The organism is Nocardioides epinepheli, from assembly GCF_037936805.1.
Lineage (GTDB): Bacteria > Actinomycetota > Actinomycetes > Propionibacteriales > Nocardioidaceae > Nocardioides.
The window spans coordinates 124,856-141,363 of sequence record NZ_JBBMMC010000012.1; the positions used below are offsets into that span (position 1 = coordinate 124,856).

Genomic DNA, 16,508 nt, shown 5'->3' on the forward strand with positions numbered 1-16,508 from the left:
ACGGCCGGCCACGATGGCGTTGCGGACGCCTGTGGAAAGATCGGCCGGATCAGCCCTTGAAGATGCACGTCGGGTCGTCATCGTACTCGGCCAACAGCCGCTCGATCGGCTGATTCGGCTCGAGCAGGTCGTAGAGATGGGCTCGGGAGTTCCGGTCGAACCAGTACAAGGTCCAGCCGGCAGTCTGCTCGTCGTACTTCATCCGAGCCTGCGGAGTGTCGGTCCACTCCGGGCCCAGGGCCGGATTCCACAGCGGCCGATGCTCGACGATCGTGACGGTGCGACCGCGCAAGCGGGGCTCCACACGCACCTGGTCCCGCATCTCGGGCGGGACCTGCTCATCGCAGAACCGCCGGATCCGCGCGAGATCGGTCTCCGGGACAGCCATGGACTCAGTATCTGACGAGCACCACCGCCACCGACAACCTGCCCCACCCCTCTCGTCCACCCTTGACTGACAATCATCGACTTTCGTCGGTCCCTAAGATCTCCCCAGCCTCCACCCGCCCTTCGCCCTCTCAACACCTCCCTTTCCTGCGGCACGCATGCTACGAAGGTTCGTAGATGGGTTGCCCGTGATCGGGCGGCCCACGCGGCATTTCTAGGGGTCCGTTGGTTGTCGACGGACGTCGCTGGGGCGGTGATCTACGTGCACGGAGGCGTGAAGTTCTACCGAGGCGCTGCTCGTGCCGCGCGCTCCTATGTCGAGCGCGATCGCTCGCGCGCCGATGACTACTACCTCGGCGAGGACAGCGGCGTCGCGGAGCGGCTGACCGCGACCCCGGCTGGCGTCGCGGGAGCCGGCTCGATGGACGGCGAAACCTATGAGCAGTGGGTCGCTGGGATCGACATCGGCACCGGTTCCAAGAAGGGTCGGGTCCGGGAGGACGCGAACGCGCTACGTTTCGTCGAGGTCACCGTCAACGGACCCAAGACATGGTCGCTGGCGGCCGCGCTGCATCCGGAGATCTCGGCCGCGCTGGACGCGGCCCAGGACAAGGCCGCCCAGGAGATCGTCGCCTGGGTGGCCGCGCACGCGACCACCCGCGTCGGGCCGCGCGGTCGTCAGGTGCAAGTCCCGGTCGAGGAGATCGAGGCAGCGATCATCCGGCACTACACGTCCCGCGCCGGCGATCCACACCGCCACCTACACCTGCAGATCAACGCCCGCGTGTACGCCGCCGGTGGCTGGCGCGCCCTCCACTCGGTCGGCTTCCGCGACTCGATCGAGGCCATCAACGGCATCGGCCACGCGGCTGTGACCACCGATCCGGAGTTTCGGTCCGTGCTCGCAGCCCACGGATTCACGATCGACCCCGGCACGAGCGAGATCCGCGAGCTCATGCCGTACGCGGGAGCGTTCAGCGCCAGGGCCTCGCAGATCCGCCGCAACGTCGACCGCTACGAGGCCGCATGGCGGAGCGAGCATCCCGGCGAGGAGCCCGGCCCACGGCGCCGCGCAGTCTGGGACCGGCGGGCATGGGCCGAGGCTCGACCCGACAAGATCGTGCCCAGCGACGGGCGGGAGCTCGTCGCCCGGTGGAACCATGAGCTCCGCGACCTCGGCTACAGGGGCCCGGCAGGGTCCGTCACCCTTCAAGGCACCCAGGCGGGATGGATCGACCGGGATGCCGCCGCGGACCTGGTCGTCTCCATTCTCGGCTCGAGGGCTTCGGCGTGGAACGAGGCCGACATCCGCGGAAAGACGGAGGTCCTGCTCGCTCAGACCTGCCTCATCGCGGGCCGGGCGGTGCGGGTCGAGCTGGCCGAGGACATCACGGGGCGGGCCGTCGGGCGGTGTAGCCGACTGCTGAAGGGCGAGGACGTTCCGGCGCACGTCAGGTCGTTCACCTCGCCGCGCGTGCAGGACGTCGAGGCCGATCTCATCGCCCGCCTGTCACGCCGAGGGACGCGACCAGCCGGCCGAGCTCGTGTCGGCGCCCGCGGGCTCGACCGGATCGCCCCGACACAAGCCGCTGTCGTCGGCGCGCTCGCTGGCGACGGCGAGCTCGTCGTGATCGAGGGCGCGGCGGGCGCCGGCAAGACGACGGCTCTGCGCTCGGCCCAGTCGATGCTCGCCCGCCAGGGGCACCGGCTCGTGGTCGTCACCCCGACACTCAAGGCGGCTGAGGTCGCCGCTGCCGAGACCGGCGCCGACGGCCACTCCGCAGCCTGGCTCATCCACCAGCACGGCTGGCGCTGGGACGCCGACGGCCACTGGACCCGCGAACCCGGCACAGTGCCCGACGAGACGGCGCGACTACTCGTCGGCGATCTCCTGCTCGTCGACGAGGCCGGCATGCTCGACCAAGACACCGCCCGCGCGCTTCTCACGATCGCCGACGAAGCCGACGCGCGGATCGCCTTCGTCGGCGACCGGCACCAGCTACCCGCCGTCGGCCGCGGCGGCGTACTCGACCACGCCATCGCCTGGGCACACCCGACCGCCGTCGTCTCGCTCGACAGGGTGCATCGCTTCGAGGATCCCGAGTACGCCGCGCTCAGCCTCCGCATGCGCAACGGCGACGGACCGGGACGCGTGTTCGACGAGCTCCAGCGACGCCGTCAGATCGTCGTCCATGCCTCCGAGGTCGAGCGGACCGCGGCACTCGCCGACGTCGGAGCCGCTGGCGACCTCGTCATCGCAGACCGGCGGGAGCAGGTGGCCGACCTCAACGCCGCCATCCGCGAACGACGAGGCGACTACGAGCCCAATCGCGGCGAGATCATCACCGCGGCCGGCGAACGGATCGCGGTAGGCGACCGAGTCGCTACCCGCCGCAACCATCCCGATCTCCAGGTCGCCAACCGGCAGACCTGGACGGTCACCGGCATCGGCAAAGACGGCAGCATCACGCTCCGCGGCAGGGGGCGTGAGCGTCAGATCCCAGACGAGTACGCCGCGCGGTTCGTCGAGCTCGCCTACGCCACCACAGTCCACGGGGCCCAGGGCGACACCGTTGACCGAGCCCACTTCGCCCTGAGCGAGACCAGCGGCGCCGCTTCGGCATACGTCGCAATGACCAGAGGCCATCAGACCAACGTCGCCCACCTCGTCGCCGAGACCGTCGGGGGAGCCCGGAAGCAGTGGATCGACACCTTCGCACGCGACCGCGCGGACCTCGGGCCCGCGCACGCACGCAGCCAGGCGATCGACGCGATCGAGCGCTACGGGGCGCAGCCCCGCAGGCGGCCAGCGCAGCCACCGCCGCCCTTGCCGACGCACGCGGCGAGTCGAGGGCCGAGCCTCGGGCCGTGAGCATCAGGCGCGATTGCGCTTTCGTTCCCTTCTCGGCGGCCACGCTAGGCCAATCTCGCCAGCGATGCGCGCACTGATGCCGCCGGGATCGCGCGGCGGTCGGTCCTGCGAGGCGGTGGCGGCGTCGATCAGCGGTTGCCACGCCTCACGGATCGCCTGGGGCAAGTCCAGCTTGGGCCATGCCTGGATCAGAAGCAGGCCGTCCACCGAGTCCTCGAGGATCTGGGCGGGCGCACGGACGAGGGCGAGCTCGTAGTAGGCGATGCGCTGAGCCTCGTCCGAAAGATCCCAGACCTGGTCGTCGTGGGTCTCGAAGATGTACCTGAGGATCTGCACCTTGGCGAAGCAGTCCGGTAGCGGCACCGACCAGAGTCGGTCGGGAACGAAGAACCGTCCGATCTCCTCATCGTCGTGGAGCTCGAAGAAGACCATGGGCTTCACGGCCAACCGTGCGTTGGCGGCATCAATAAGCCGCTCGACCACGTCGAGCGTCGGCGACTTCCGGCGCAACTCGTACTCCGAGACAGACGACTGCTGCGTCCTGGCGATCGCGGCCAGACGGCGCTGCGACATGCCCGCTGCGCGACGGGCGACCTCGATCACCGTCTTCGGTGCCACCCATCCAATATCGCTGATCATCGATTGGAGCGCCATGCACACCTCACGGGTGAGGCTGGAAATGCCGGCCGCGACACCCACGTGTCTCATCAGATGAGGAGCACCGCCATGACCGCTTCACCGATCAACTCCAACGAGAGCCACCGCGCGGGCAAGGGCCCGGGCGACGAGATGCTCACCCTCCAGGAAGCCTGCCGCTTCCTCCGCGTCCCCGAGGGAACGCTGCGCTACTGGCGCCACCTCGGCTGCGGGCCGCGCAGCTTCAAGATCGGCCGCCACGTCCGCTACTGGCGCGCCGACCTCATCCTCTGGCTCACCGAGCAGACCAACCGTCCCCAGCACGACCGATGACCCTGCCCACCGTCGGATCTCCGAGAGACGATGGAGCGATCCTGGAAGGAGCATCACCATGGCGGGAAACATCGCCAAGCGAGCCAACGGCAAGTGGCGGGCGCGGTATCGCGACGAAGCCGGCAAGGAGCACTCGCGGCACTTCGATCGCAAGATCGACGCCCAGCAGTGGCTGGATCAGGTCACCTCGGCGGTGGTCACCGGCACGTACGCCGACCCCAAGGCCGGCAGGATCACGTTCGCGGCGTTCTTCGGGGAGTGGTCCGCGCGCCAGGTGTGGGCGCCCGGCACCGTGCTCGCGATGTCACTGGCGGCGAGATCCGTGCCCTTCGCGGGGAAGCCGATGAAGCAAGTCCGGCGCTCGGACGTCGAGACCTGGATCAAGCAAATGAACGCAGCCGGGCTCGCCTCCGGCACGATCAAGACGCGGTATGTCAACGTCAGATCGGTGTTCCGCGCCGCGGTGAAGGATCGGGTGATCGTATCCGACCCGACCGACGGCGTACGTCTCCCCCGCGGCCGTCGCGCGGACGTCGCCATGTCGATCCCCGCTCCCGAGGAGGTAGGGCAGCTCATGGCCGTGGCGGACGAACGGTTCCAGCCGTTCATCGCCCTCTGCGCCTTCGCCGGCCTGCGGTTGGGTGAGGCCGCCGGGGTCCAGCTCGGCGACGTCGACTTCCTCCGCAGGTCGCTGAAGGTCTCCCGCCAGGTGCAGCGCGTCAACGCTGGGGCGATCGACGTCCGGGCACCGAAGTACGGCTCAGAGCGCGTCGTCTTCCTCGCCGACAGCCTCGTCAACATGCTCGCCGAGCACGTCTCCGCTCACGGCACGACCGGCAAGAATCGCTGGCTCTTCGCCGGGGAAGGCGACGACCCACCGCACCAGAACACCGTCGGCTACTGGTGGCGCAAGACGCTGCGCGACGCCGGCCTGGCGGGCATCAAGCTCCACGACCTGCGCCACTTCTACGCATCGGGGCTGATCGCAGCCGGATGCGATGTTGTGACGGTCCAGCGCTCGCTCGGCCACGCGAAAGCGACCACGACACTCAACACCTACGCTCACCTCTGGCCGACCGCCGAGGACCGGACTCGCAAGGCCGCCGAGTCGATCATGTCAGCATCGCTCGGCAACCTCTCCGAGGGGGCTGCGAGTATTGGCGACTGAGACACCCTCCGGTCGCAGCCGTACACAGGCGGGCATCGCCCTCGTATCGCGAGAGGTGCGCCGCCCTGCCCAGAACGATGCGTAGCGCCGCTCCGCGCGCCGACCGGTAGCGTTTCCCTCGTGCTACGAAGTCTCGGCCTGCAGCATTCGAAGGAAGCGTAGTCACGTGAACATCCCCGACATCGACTTCACAGGCCTTCGGTCGCTCGGCCCCGGCGGGCAGCGCGACGGGTTCGAGCAGTTCATCTGCCAGCAGGTCGCCCAGGAGTCACCGGTGGTCGACGCCAAGTTCGTGTCCCTGCACGGCGCCGGGGGCGACGGCGGCGTCGAGTGTTACTGGACCCTCCCCGACGGGACCGAGCACGGCTACCAGGCCAAGTACTGGACGCACCACAGCGACGTCGACAAGGCCCAGCTCGACAAGTCCGTGAAGGCTGCGCTGAAGCAGCACCCGAAGCTGACCAGGTACACGATCGCCATCCCCGCCGACCCGACCGGTCGAACCGGCAAGGGCAAGTCCCTCCTGGAGAAGATCAACGACCCCGGCGGCTGGCTCCAAGGGTGGAAGGACATGACCGCCGCTCACAGCATGACCGTCGAGTTCGAGATCGAGTGGGCGACGAACATCATCACCCGCCTCGAGCGGCTCGACCCCACCGGCATCCAGCGCAGGTACTGGTTCGACGCCGACGTTCTCGACACCAAGTGGTGGGACGACCGCCTACAAGAGGCCATCAACGCCGCCCGGCCCCGGTACATGCCCCAGCTGAACGTCGAGGTCCCCGCGGCCCGATCCATCGCCGCGCTCTGCTCTGACGACGACTGGCGGGCCGGCGTCACCGAGCAGATCGCCGAGGTCAACGACGCCGCCCGCCGCGTGCGGCGCGCCAAGGGTGACGCGCTAGCAGCGGACATGGAAGCGGTACTCGACGCCGCCACCAAAGTCACCGACGCTCTTGCGGCCTGGCATACGACGCGCACGACCGCGGGGCTCGACGTCCTCGCCCAAGCGCTCAACGATGCGTCGCGCGTCGTCGACACCCAAGAGGCGGTCGAGGCCGCGGCGATGGACACCCAGTACTCCGGGGAGAACTGGGACAGCCCGAGTTGGCGCCAGTCGCGAGCCGAGTACATGGTCTCGTTCCCCGCCGAAGGAGTCGATTCACTCCGGGAGCTCCAGAAGACGCTCTCTGACGCCACCGGGCTCCTTATCAGCCCCATCGGACGGCTCGCCGGCGCCCAGGTCGCACTCATGACCGGAGCCGCCGGCGTCGGCAAGACCTACCTCGCCATCGACGCGGTCGCGCAGCGCCTCGCCAAGGGCCGGCCCAGCATCATGCTGCACGGCCGCTGGTTCACCAACACCGATCCGCTGGTCTATTTGCGTGATCTTCTCAAGATGCCGACCGACCTGACCGGCGAGGACACAATCGCGCTCCTCGACGAGTGCGGCCGCGCCACAGGTGTCCCGAGCCTCATCGTCATCGACGCGCTCAACGACACCCGCCCGCGATCCCTGTGGCGTGACAACCTCGACCGGCTCATCACCACTGCAGAGAGATACCCAAACGTCCGGCTCCTCCTCACCGCCCGCACCCACTACGTCGGACAAGTCATCCCGCACAGCGTCACCGTGCCCAAATTCGAGCACACCGGGTTCGAAGGGGTCGAGTTCGAAGCGGTCAGCGAATACGCCGCGTTCTACGGCCTCGAACCGCCGACGTCACCGCCCATCCACGGCGAGTTCGACAATCCGTTGTACCTGCGACTGGTCTGCGAAGCGCTCAAGGGCGCCGCCAAACTCTCACTCGACCAGGCCGTCATGGGCCTCGACGAGCTCACCACCATGGTCCTCGACAACGCGAACGCCGTCATCAGTGACCGCATCGATGCCCCGCCGTCGGACCGCGTCGCACACGAGGCCATGCGCTCACTCGCGTCCGCGATCGCTGACGCCGGCGCCGGCGCCGACCCATGGCTCACCCGCGCGCAGGCCCAAGCCCATCTGACACCGATCTGGTCCGATCGCAGTGCCGAGAAGTCACTCCTCGACGCCCTCATCTCGCAAGGTCTCGTCGAAGAAGACGTCGTTCCTGACGGCAGCGCACATGGCGCAGACATCATCGCCGTCACGTTCGAACGCATCGGCCACCACCTCATCGTGTCCGATGCACTGACCGGCGTCACCGACAAGGCGGGCATCGCCGCCGAGCTCCGCGGCCGAGTCGGCCGAGTCATCGGTCTCGGCGGCACCATCGACCGCGGCGTCCTCGAAGCAACCTCGGTGGTCGTGGCCGAACGGTTCGGGCTCGAGCTCACCGAATTTGCAGCCGAAATCGGCGACGGAGACGCCATCGCCGCGGCCGTCGTCGCCGGCACCGCATGGCGCAACGCCACGACTATCACCGAAGACACCCGAGACATCGTCATCGACGCACTCAGCCGCCCAGACGTGTGCGAAGCCGCACTCACGATGCTGTTCCGGCTCGCCGCCCGTCCCGACCATCCGCTGAACGCCGACTACCTCCACGATTTCCTCACCAGCCTGAACATGGGTGCCCGCGATTCGTTCATCCCCGGCTGGTTGCACATCACCCACGGCACCAGCGGTGCGGTCGACAGACTCATCCGATGGGCCCGAGAGAAGCCGCTCGACCAGGTCGGTGAGACAACCACCAGACTGTGGGTCACTGCGCTCCTGTGGACCACCAGCGCCACCGACCGCCGGGTCCGCGAGCCCGCAACCATCGCGGCCGCCCGCCTCCTGACCCGCTACCCCGGGCTCGCCGCCGGGCTCCTCGGGCGGTTCACCGAGGTCGACGACGAGTGGGTCGTCGAACGCGCAAGCGTCGTCGCCTACGCCGCACTCCTCGCGAACGGCACCACCGACGACTGGACCGCAGCAGCCGAAGTCGTCTGGAGCAACCTCTTCTCCGTCCCGTCAGCGGTGACGCCGAACGCCGCGGTCCGCGACGCCGCCCGCAGCATCCTCGAAGCAGCCGCCGACCGCGGTGCACTTCCCGCCGGCGTCACCCCCGCCCAGTTCCGGCCGCCGTATGCCAGCGACTGGCCTATCGACTGGCCCACAGAAGCCAACATCGCTGAGTACGACACCAACGACTACCCGAAGCTCGTGTTCTCCACGACCCGCGACGACTTCTTCACCTACCAGCTGAGCCCCGAACTGCGAGACCGTCCCGGCATCGACCTGGACGCCGCAGCCCGGTGGGTCGTCCTAGAGGTCAGCCGCCTGCGATACCGGCCCGAATGGCACGCTTCGTTCGACGGGTACGTTCTCGGGAAGTACGGCATGGGCCGCTCCAAGCCAGCTTGGATTGAACGCATCGGCAAGAAATACCAGTGGATTGCCCTCAACCGACTCATCGGCATCGTCGACGACCACGTGCCCAAGACGCCGAGCTCGTGGGACCCGCCAGCACCACCAATCCCCGGCCCACACACGGACATCTCCCGCCAGGTCGACCCGACGGTCATCGAGTTCGCCCCCGTCGACCCGACCCCGCGCGCCTGGGTGCCCGGGTACAACTGGACGCCGACATTCGACAAAACCGACGCCGAGTGGATCGCCGACGACACCGACCTCCCGACCGTCGCAGTCAACGAAGCCACCGTCGACGGTCGCCGGTTCGTTGTCCTGTCCGGCACCTACGACTGGACCAACGCCACCGACACAACCGACCGCACCCGCGGCATGTGGACCCATGTCTACCCCCACCTCGTCGCCACGGCCGACCTCCCCACGGCCATTACGGAACTCGAGAACCGAGACCTCACCGGCATCGACCTGGCCCGTCCACCCCAGCTGCACCAGGGGTACGTCGGCGAGTATCCCTACGGCCACCACCACGGCGAAGCGCTCAACATCATCGACCACGAGTGGAGAGAACCACTCAGCGTTCCTACCCGCCCCGCGGCCTGGGACATCCTCGGAGAGTATGAGTACGCCCCCGACGAACTGCGCACCATCTCACTCGACGTACCTGCCCCCGACTTCTTCGGCCCCACTCCCGGCAACCTCCACTGGAACGGCCGCAACGGCTGGACTGACGACAATGGCCAAGTCGTCGCAGTCCTCCGCCACACCGTCAACGCCGGCCGCAACGAACTCCTTGTCGACGCCGATTGGCTCGAACAGTGGCTCACGGCCGAAAAGACGTCGCTGATCTGGGTCCAGAACACCGGCAAGGAGGTCTACCGAGGTTTCAGTGCAGGCCGCACCACCCCGGGGGCGCTCTCCCGGTCTCTCGTGCAGTCCTGGACGCCGGGCGGCGACGTACAAACGGCAACACCCGGCTGGTACCGACTACCTGCCAACGGCGAGTAGTCCGACAGACGTTGCAGGAGACAGCAACTCCCTGCCACACATGAACAGGACCGAACCGCGTCCAAGTGCCGGCCTTCGAAATGCCAGGGACGGTCAGGCGCGAACAGCCGATGAGTGAGTAAGAAGCAGCCGAATCATGCCTGGAGGCGCGCCGCTCGCTGTCTACATCCAGCCGTAACCGGCATTACCGGTCTCGTGTGTCCACTCGTGACCGCACGCACTGCATCTGTAGTCCTGCTCGTTGGCCTGGGACGAACGGCCATACATCCGCTGGGTGCCGACCGGCACGAGGTATGCATGCGGAGGCTTGTGGCGTCCCCCGCCCTTGAGCGCCTGGCAGTCTTCGCACATGGACCCACGGTGGCGCCGTCGCCCAGTGCGCCGAACCGCTCCGACCTCTTTCGAGGCCGTAGAGTCGGCGTCGTGACGAGCGAGCACGACGGCGGCGGCAGGCGCATCCCAACGCGCGGACTTCAGTTCCAGACGGAAGGCGACCGGTACTACATCGTCACCGGCGAGGGCGAGTCATTCGAAGTTTCGGAAGATGGCTACAAGGCCGCCGTCGCGCTGGTCGAGTACGGTGCCGAAGCCATCCCAATCGACGGCTTCACTGACTGACACCCTTAGAAATGGCCGCGACGCCTCGCCGCCAAAGCAGCGGCTTGAGCACGCTCCGAGGAGGCCCTAGACCCGCTGGTAGCACGTCGGAACTGGCGCCCATCTGAACCTCAGGGCTGAAATTCTTGCGGACTCTGTGCGGACTCGGAGGGGTCATACCCCCTCTGACCTGCGCAAACGCGCGGATTCAGACGTTGAAGCGGAACTCCACGACGTCGCCGTCGGCCATCACATAGTCCTTGCCCTCCATGCGCACCTTGCCGGCCTCCTTGGCCTTCTGCATGGAGCCGAGCTCGACCAGGTCGTCGAAGGAGACGATCTCGGCCTTGATGAAGCCGCGCTGGAAGTCGGTGTGGATGACGCCGGCGGCCTCGGGGGCGGTGGCGCCCTTCTTGACCGTCCAGGCGCGCGACTCCTTCGGGCCGGCGGTGAGGTAGGTCTGCAGGCCGAGGGTGTCGAAGCCGACGCGGGCCAGGACGTCGAGGCCGGGCTCGTCGACGCCCATCTCGGCGAGCATCTCGCGGGCCTCGTCGTCGTCGCCGAGCTCGACCAGCTCGGCCTCGAACTTGGCGTCGAGGAAGATCGCCTCGGCCGGGGCGACCAGGGCGCGCATCCGGTCCTTGAGGTCCTCGTCGTTCAGCTCGTCGGCGTCGCAGTTGAAGACGTAGATGAAGGGCTTGGCCGTCAGCAGCGAGAGCTCGCGGATCAGGTCGCGGTCGATGCCGCCGGACTCGATGAGGGAGATGATCGGGGTGCCGGCCTCGAGCGCGGTCTGGGCCTGCTTGGCGGCCGCGAGGTTGGCGGCGAGCTCCTTCTTGCCGCGCGCCTCCTTCTCCAGTCGCGGGATCGCCTTCTCGACCGTCTGGAGGTCGGCGAGGATCAGCTCGGTCTGGATGGTGGAGATGTCGCTGGAGGGGTTGACCTCGCCGTCGACGTGGGTGACGTCCTCGTCACGGAAAACGCGGGTCACCTGGCAGATCGCGGCGGACTCGCGGATGTGGGCGAGGAACTTGTTGCCGAGGCCCTCGCCCTCCGAGGCGCCGCGGACGATGCCGGCGATGTCGACGAACTCAACCGTGGCCGGGAGGATCTTGGCCGAGCCGAAGATCTCGGCCAGCTTCGGGAGCCGGTCGTCGGGGACGCCGACGACGCCGACGTTCGGCTCGATGGTCGCGAACGGGTAGTTCGCCGCGAGCACGTCGTTCTTGGTCAGTGCGTTGAAGAGGGTCGACTTTCCGGCGTTGGGCAGGCCGACGATCCCGATGGTGAGAGCCACGGGCGGCGATTCTACGGGCGTGACGCCGCCCGACCCACTTCAGCGTCCCGCTTGGGGCCGCCAGCCTGGAGAAGCCAGGTAATCACCGACCAGTGCGGCTGGATGTCAGCGTCGTCCGGCAACGCCGCGAGGGTGCCGCCAGGGTGCCGCCCGGGCGGCGCTGGCGCCGTCCCGGCACTTGATCAAGTGTTCCCTAGATGTCGAACTGGTATCAAAGCGCGCGAACATCTCCCCTCGCAGCATGCGGAGGAATATCGTGCCGTGTGGGACCTCGACTCTGTCGAGGTCCCGGGGACGGGGACAGATGCCGATAGAGCTTGAGCGCTCCCTCCGCGCCCGGGACGGCGCGGCGGTCCTCGCTGCGCTGGAGAGCGCGAACACCGAGGTCCTGCTGCGCGCGGGCATCCCGATGCTCGAACGTGCCGCCGCCCTGCTCGCCGACGACGACGACCGCCTCCCCCTCGCACTCGCGTGGCGATACGGGTTCGCTCTCCACCAGACAGGTCGGTTCACCGAGGCACTCGCGGTCTACGACCGGGCATTGGCCGAGGAGAACGACCCCGACGTGGCGCACCTGGCCTTCCTCCACGCCAGCCACGCCTCCACGCTGTGGGCCACCGGCGATGCGACGGCGTCGCGCGCGCTCTCCGACCGGGCGCTGCGCGAAGCGGAGGAGTCGGGTGACGACGCCGCGCTGGCCGCCGCGTGGGTGAGCCAGGCGCTGGTCCTGGTGCTGGAGGGCGACCTCGACGGCAACCTGGTCGCCTACCACCACGCGCTCACCGCCGCCGAGCGAGCCGGCGACGTCGTGGCCCAGGCCCGCATCCACAACAACCTGGGATCACGGTGCAATGCCGAGGGCCGCTACACCGATGCCCTGGGCCACCTGGAGCAGTCGATCACGCTGGCCGAGTCGATCTCCGCGCCCGCCGCGGTGATCGCGTTGAGTCTCATCACCCGCGCCGAGTCACTGCTGGGGCTGGGCCGCCTCGAGGAGTGCCTGGCCGAGCTGCACCGGGCCCGCGCGCTCGCGCTCAGCGCCGGGTCGCCACTGCTGGCCCAGGCCGTGGTCGGCATCGGCGATGCCAACCGGCTCGCCGGCAACGCCACCCAGGCCGCGATCGCCTATCGAGAGGCGCTGGCCATCGCCGAGCGCACCACCGATGCCCAGATCCTCGTCCCCGCCACCGCCGGCCTGGCCAGGGTGCTCGTGGTCGACGACATCGACGAGGCGCAGGGCATGGTCAAACGCGCGCTCGACCAACACGCCGCCCTGGGCCAGGTCGAGCCACTGCTCGCCGCGGGGTGGGTCAGTCTGGCCACCGACGACGTCGACGCCGCAGCCGAGTACGCCCAGCGCGCGGTCACCGAAGCCGGACGCCGCCACGACTCGCGCGGCCTGGCCGAGGCGCTGGAGCTTCAGTCCCTCCTCATCTCCGGGCCGCGCGCCGTCGACGTCCTCGACGAGGCCGGGACACTGTGGCGCAGTACCGCCAACGCGATCGGCTTGGCCACCAACCAGGCGCTGCGCGCCCACGCCGTGGCCGACCACGTGGGCGAGCAGGCGGCACGACGCCGGCTCCGCGCGCTCGGCGTCCGGGACGACGCTACCCGGATCGCCGGGCCGCTCCAGACGATCGGCCACACCGACCGGGCCCGGATCGCGATCCGCACGCTCGGCGCATTCGCCGTCCTCCACGACGGCGAGCCGATCGCCGCGTCGGCCTGGCAGTCACGCAAGTCCCGCGACGCCCTGAAGATCCTCGCCGGACGCGGCGGCCGGCCGATCACCCGTGAAGCACTCGCCGAGCATCTGTGGCCCGACTCCTCCGGCAGCAGCAACCGGCTCTCCGTCGTCCTCTCGACGCTGCGCGCGGTGCTCGACCCCACCAAGCAGCATCCCTCCGACCACTACCTTCGCGCCGACCGCGAATCCGTCCGCCTCGACGTCGACCACGTCGAGATCGACGCCGTGGTGTTCGCCCAGACCGCTGCCGGCGCCCTGCGGGCGCTGCGCGGCGGCGAGCGGACCGACCTCGCCGTCGTGGAGGAGCTCGAACGGGCGGCGGCGATGTATGCCGGTCACTACCTCGACGACGATCCCTACGGCGCTTGGGTCGTCGACACCCGCGACGAGCTCCTGCGGACCGCATTGGAGGTCAAGCGGGAGCTCGCGATGGCCCTGCTGGCTCGCGGCGAGCCGCAGCGCGCCATCCCCTGGCTGGTCGGACTGCTGGCCGACGACCCGTACGACGAGCCGTCCCACCTGAATCTGATCGGGACCCTCCACGAGGCCAGGCGCTACGGCGAGGCCCGACGCGCCTACCGTGCCTATCGCGACCGGATGCAGGAGATCGGCGTCCCGGTCACTCCCTTCGACCGGCTCATCCGAACCTCGCCGCCGCCGTCATGAGTCATCAACCCACCCAATCGCCCACCGTGTGAGCGTGGCGCCACTAGGCTGAGCCCGTGCGCTTGGCCACCTGGAACGTCAACTCGCTGCGCTCGCGCATCGAGCGGGTCGAGGCATTCCTCGAGCGACACGACATCGACGTCCTCGCCGTGCAGGAGACCAAGGCCCGCGACGAGCAACTGCCGGTGATGGGGCTGCAGTCGATGGGCTACGAGATCGCCTCGGTGGGCTACAACCAGTGGAACGGCGTCGCGCTGATCAGCCGGGTCGGCATCGACGACGTCGAGGTCGGCTTCGCCGGGATGCCCGGCTGGGGCGACCCGCTGGGTGCCGAGGCGCGGGCCCTCGGCGCGACCTGCGGCGGCGTCCGCGTCTGGTCGCTCTACGTCCCCAACGGCCGCAAGGTCGACGACCCGCACTACCACTACAAGCTCGACTGGCTGGCCCGGCTGCGCGCCGCGGCCCTCCCGTGGCTGGAGGGGCAGACCGCGCTGGTGGGCGACTGGAACATCGCGCCCCAGGACGACGACGTCTTCGACATGGCCGCCTACGCCACCGACACCCACGTGACGCCGCCCGAACGCGCCGCCTTCCGCGCCTTCCTCGACGACGGCTACGCCGACCTGGTCCGTCCCTACACCCCCGGCCCCGGCGTCTTCACCTACTGGGACTACTACCGGCAGCGGTTCGAGCGCAACCGGGGGATGCGGATCGACTTCGTGCTCGGCTCCCCCAGCCTGGCCTCGCGAGTGCAGGGCGCCTTCATCGACCGCGACGAGCGCGCCGGTAAGGGCGCGAGCGACCACGCGCCCGTCGTCGTCGAACTGGGTCCGTCCCCTTCATGAGCGAGCAACCTCAGGAGCCGGGGTCGGAGGAGCGCGCCCTCATCGAGGTGCTGGCCGAGGCGGCCACCGGGATGCCGTGGCCCGAGGACCGCATCGAGCAGTGGCTGCTGGGCTGGGCGCGCCGCGCCGTCCCCGGCGACGTCACGATCGAGGCGTTTCCGACGCCGCCGCCCGACGTCAGCATGCACTTCGGCGAGGACCGCTACCTCGTCGCGCGCCGCGGCCCCGACGGGCCGCCGTTCTCGCGGCTGGACCGTCGACTGCTCGCCGCTCTCACCACGATGGCCACCGCCTCGCGGCACGCCGCGCGTCGTGACGCCCGGCTGCGGCGTCAGGCACTCACCGACGATCTCACCGGACTGTGGACCCACGGCCACTTCCGCACCCTGCTCGAAGAGACGATGGCCACCCGCACCGACGAGAACCTGGCGGTGCTCTTCCTCGACGTCGACGGCATGAAGGGGCTCAACGAGACCCTGGGCCACCTCGACGCCGACCTCGTCCTGAAGGAGATCGGCGTCCGGCTGAGCTCCGACGTGCTGCCGTCGGGGTCCTTCGCGGCCCGGATGGGTGGTGACGAGTTCGCCGCCGTGGCCAGGCATCTGGAGGACGCCTCGCACCTGGACCGTCTCATCGCCGATCTCCACGCGGCGATGCGCGAGCCGCTGGTGATCGGGGAGCACGTCGTCCAGGTCGAGGTGAGCATCGGCGAGGCGCTCTCGCTCTCGCCCAACGACGACACCGAGGCACTGCTGCGCAGCGCCGAGCGCCAGATGCGGCATCGCAAGCGGGCCCGGACCCCGGAGATGCTCCCGCCGCGGTGGTACGACGACCGCACGGTGTTGCGCGACATGATCGACCAGGGTCGCGTCGAGGTCGCCTACCAGCCGATCGTCGACCTGGTGGCCGGCGAGATCCGCGGCTACGAGGCGCTGGTCCGCGCGCGGCAGTTCGGCTTCGGCCCGGTCTCACCCATGATGCTCATCGGCGCTGCCGCGCAGCTGCGCATGCTCGACGAGCTCACCGAGGTCGTGCTGGAGCACTCGCTGGCCACGATGCGCTCGATCGTCAGCCGCGCCGACCAGCCTCTGGCCCTCGGCGTCAACATCGAGTTCGAGCAGCTCAACGAGGAGAGCCGGCTGCTCCGCTCACTCCCCGCGCGGATGGCCGACACCGGCGTCCAGCTCGTCCTGGAGGTCTCCGAGCGGCACGTCACCCGCTGGTCGCCGTCGCAGCGTGCGATCGCCGCCGAGCTCGCCGCGGGCGGGGTCGGACTGGCGGTCGACGACTTCGGGGCCGGCTACTCCGCGCTCGGCCTGCTCACCAGCTGGGACTGGGAGTGGGTGAAGATCGACCGTGCGCTCATCGCCGACACCGGCGGCACGGCTGGTCGCACGGTCCTGGGCAACATCACCCGCATGATCGGCGAGCTGGAGCAGACCGCGGTCGCGGAGGGGATCGAGACCTCCGAGGAGGCCGCGCGCGCCCGCGACCTGGGCATCACCCTGGGTCAGGGCACCTACTTCGCTCCCCCGGCGCCGGCCGAGGCGGTCCTCGCCTCGTTCGCAGCGCTGGGGCTGAGGATGCCGATCGCCGACGACTGAGACTGACTCTC

Annotated in this window: 11 protein-coding genes; 8 read left to right on the forward strand and 3 right to left on the reverse strand. The window is 69.1% G+C overall.

Annotated elements, in window-relative coordinates; genetic code table 11:
• Positions 1-49: 49 nt before the first annotated feature.
• On the reverse strand, positions 50-388 hold the full coding sequence (locus tag WMR31_RS16445) for a DUF3024 domain-containing protein (protein WP_340539957.1): 339 nt from the start codon (positions 386-388) through the stop codon (positions 50-52).
• Between the two features lie 228 nt (positions 389-616).
• On the opposite strand from WMR31_RS16445, the gene mobF reads away from it, so the two are divergent.
• Positions 617-3,259, forward strand: coding sequence for a MobF family relaxase (gene mobF / locus WMR31_RS16450; RefSeq protein WP_340539958.1), 2,643 nt, complete (start codon positions 617-619; stop codon positions 3,257-3,259).
• A 3-nt stretch (positions 3,260-3,262) separates the two neighbouring features.
• Here the strand turns inward: mobF and WMR31_RS16455 are convergent, their stop codons facing one another.
• Complete coding sequence (locus WMR31_RS16455) at positions 3,263-3,958, reverse strand: helix-turn-helix domain-containing protein (RefSeq protein WP_340539959.1); 696 nt, start codon at positions 3,956-3,958, stop codon at positions 3,263-3,265.
• 27 nt (positions 3,959-3,985) lie between these two features.
• Between WMR31_RS16455 and WMR31_RS16460 the strand changes: the two genes are divergently transcribed.
• The 4 genes from WMR31_RS16460 (at position 3,986) to WMR31_RS16475 (ending at position 10,359) form a co-directional block, all read left to right on the forward strand.
• A complete protein-coding gene (locus tag WMR31_RS16460) occupies positions 3,986-4,228 on the forward strand; it encodes a helix-turn-helix domain-containing protein (RefSeq protein ID WP_251719355.1) in 243 nt (80 codons plus the stop codon).
• Positions 4,229-4,286: 58 nt separating this feature from the next.
• Positions 4,287-5,396: a tyrosine-type recombinase/integrase gene (locus WMR31_RS16465; protein WP_340539960.1), complete on the forward strand. Its 1,110-nt coding sequence runs from the start codon at positions 4,287-4,289 to the stop codon at positions 5,394-5,396.
• Positions 5,397-5,562: 166 nt separating this feature from the next.
• Positions 5,563-9,741, forward strand: a complete 4,179-nt coding sequence (locus WMR31_RS16470) for an NACHT domain-containing protein (protein ID WP_340539961.1) — start codon at positions 5,563-5,565, stop codon at positions 9,739-9,741.
• 423 nt (positions 9,742-10,164) lie between these two features.
• Positions 10,165-10,359, forward strand: coding sequence for a hypothetical protein (locus WMR31_RS16475; RefSeq protein ID WP_340539962.1), 195 nt, complete (start codon positions 10,165-10,167; stop codon positions 10,357-10,359).
• A gap of 187 nt (positions 10,360-10,546) precedes the next feature.
• Here WMR31_RS16475 and ychF read toward each other — a convergent pair whose 3' ends face one another.
• Positions 10,547-11,635: a redox-regulated ATPase YchF gene (ychF, locus tag WMR31_RS16480; RefSeq protein WP_340539963.1), complete on the reverse strand. Its 1,089-nt coding sequence runs from the start codon at positions 11,633-11,635 to the stop codon at positions 10,547-10,549.
• Positions 11,636-11,939: 304 nt separating this feature from the next.
• Between ychF and WMR31_RS16485 the strand changes: the two genes are divergently transcribed.
• From WMR31_RS16485 to WMR31_RS16495, 3 genes are read left to right on the forward strand one after another with little or no spacing between them, the layout of a single operon-like run.
• A complete protein-coding gene (locus WMR31_RS16485; RefSeq protein WP_340539964.1) occupies positions 11,940-14,048 on the forward strand; it encodes a BTAD domain-containing putative transcriptional regulator in 2,109 nt (702 codons plus the stop codon).
• Positions 14,049-14,104: 56 nt separating this feature from the next.
• Positions 14,105-14,893 carry an exodeoxyribonuclease III gene (locus WMR31_RS16490; RefSeq protein WP_340539965.1) on the forward strand — a complete coding sequence of 263 codons (789 nt, stop codon included), beginning with the start codon at positions 14,105-14,107 and terminating at the stop codon, positions 14,891-14,893.
• On the forward strand, positions 14,890-16,497 hold the full coding sequence (locus tag WMR31_RS16495) for an EAL domain-containing protein (RefSeq protein ID WP_340539966.1): 1,608 nt from the start codon (positions 14,890-14,892) through the stop codon (positions 16,495-16,497). The genes WMR31_RS16490 and WMR31_RS16495 overlap by 4 nt, the downstream gene beginning before the upstream one ends.
• The last annotated feature ends 11 nt before the right edge of the window (positions 16,498-16,508 follow it).

Bases quoted from the DNA above. Each gene is read 5' to 3' on its own strand.
- WMR31_RS16445 (WP_340539957.1), bottom strand. From the start codon at position 388: ATGGCTGTCCCGGAGACCGATCTCGCGCGGATCCGGCGGTTCTGCGAT.
- WMR31_RS16460 (WP_251719355.1), top strand. From the start codon at position 3,986: ATGACCGCTTCACCGATCAACTCCAACGAGAGCCACCGCGCGGGCAAG.
- WMR31_RS16465 (WP_340539960.1), top strand. From the start codon at position 4,287: ATGGCGGGAAACATCGCCAAGCGAGCCAACGGCAAGTGGCGGGCGCGG.
- WMR31_RS16485 (WP_340539964.1), top strand. From the start codon at position 11,940: ATGCCGATAGAGCTTGAGCGCTCCCTCCGCGCCCGGGACGGCGCGGCG.
- WMR31_RS16495 (WP_340539966.1), top strand. From the start codon at position 14,890: ATGAGCGAGCAACCTCAGGAGCCGGGGTCGGAGGAGCGCGCCCTCATC.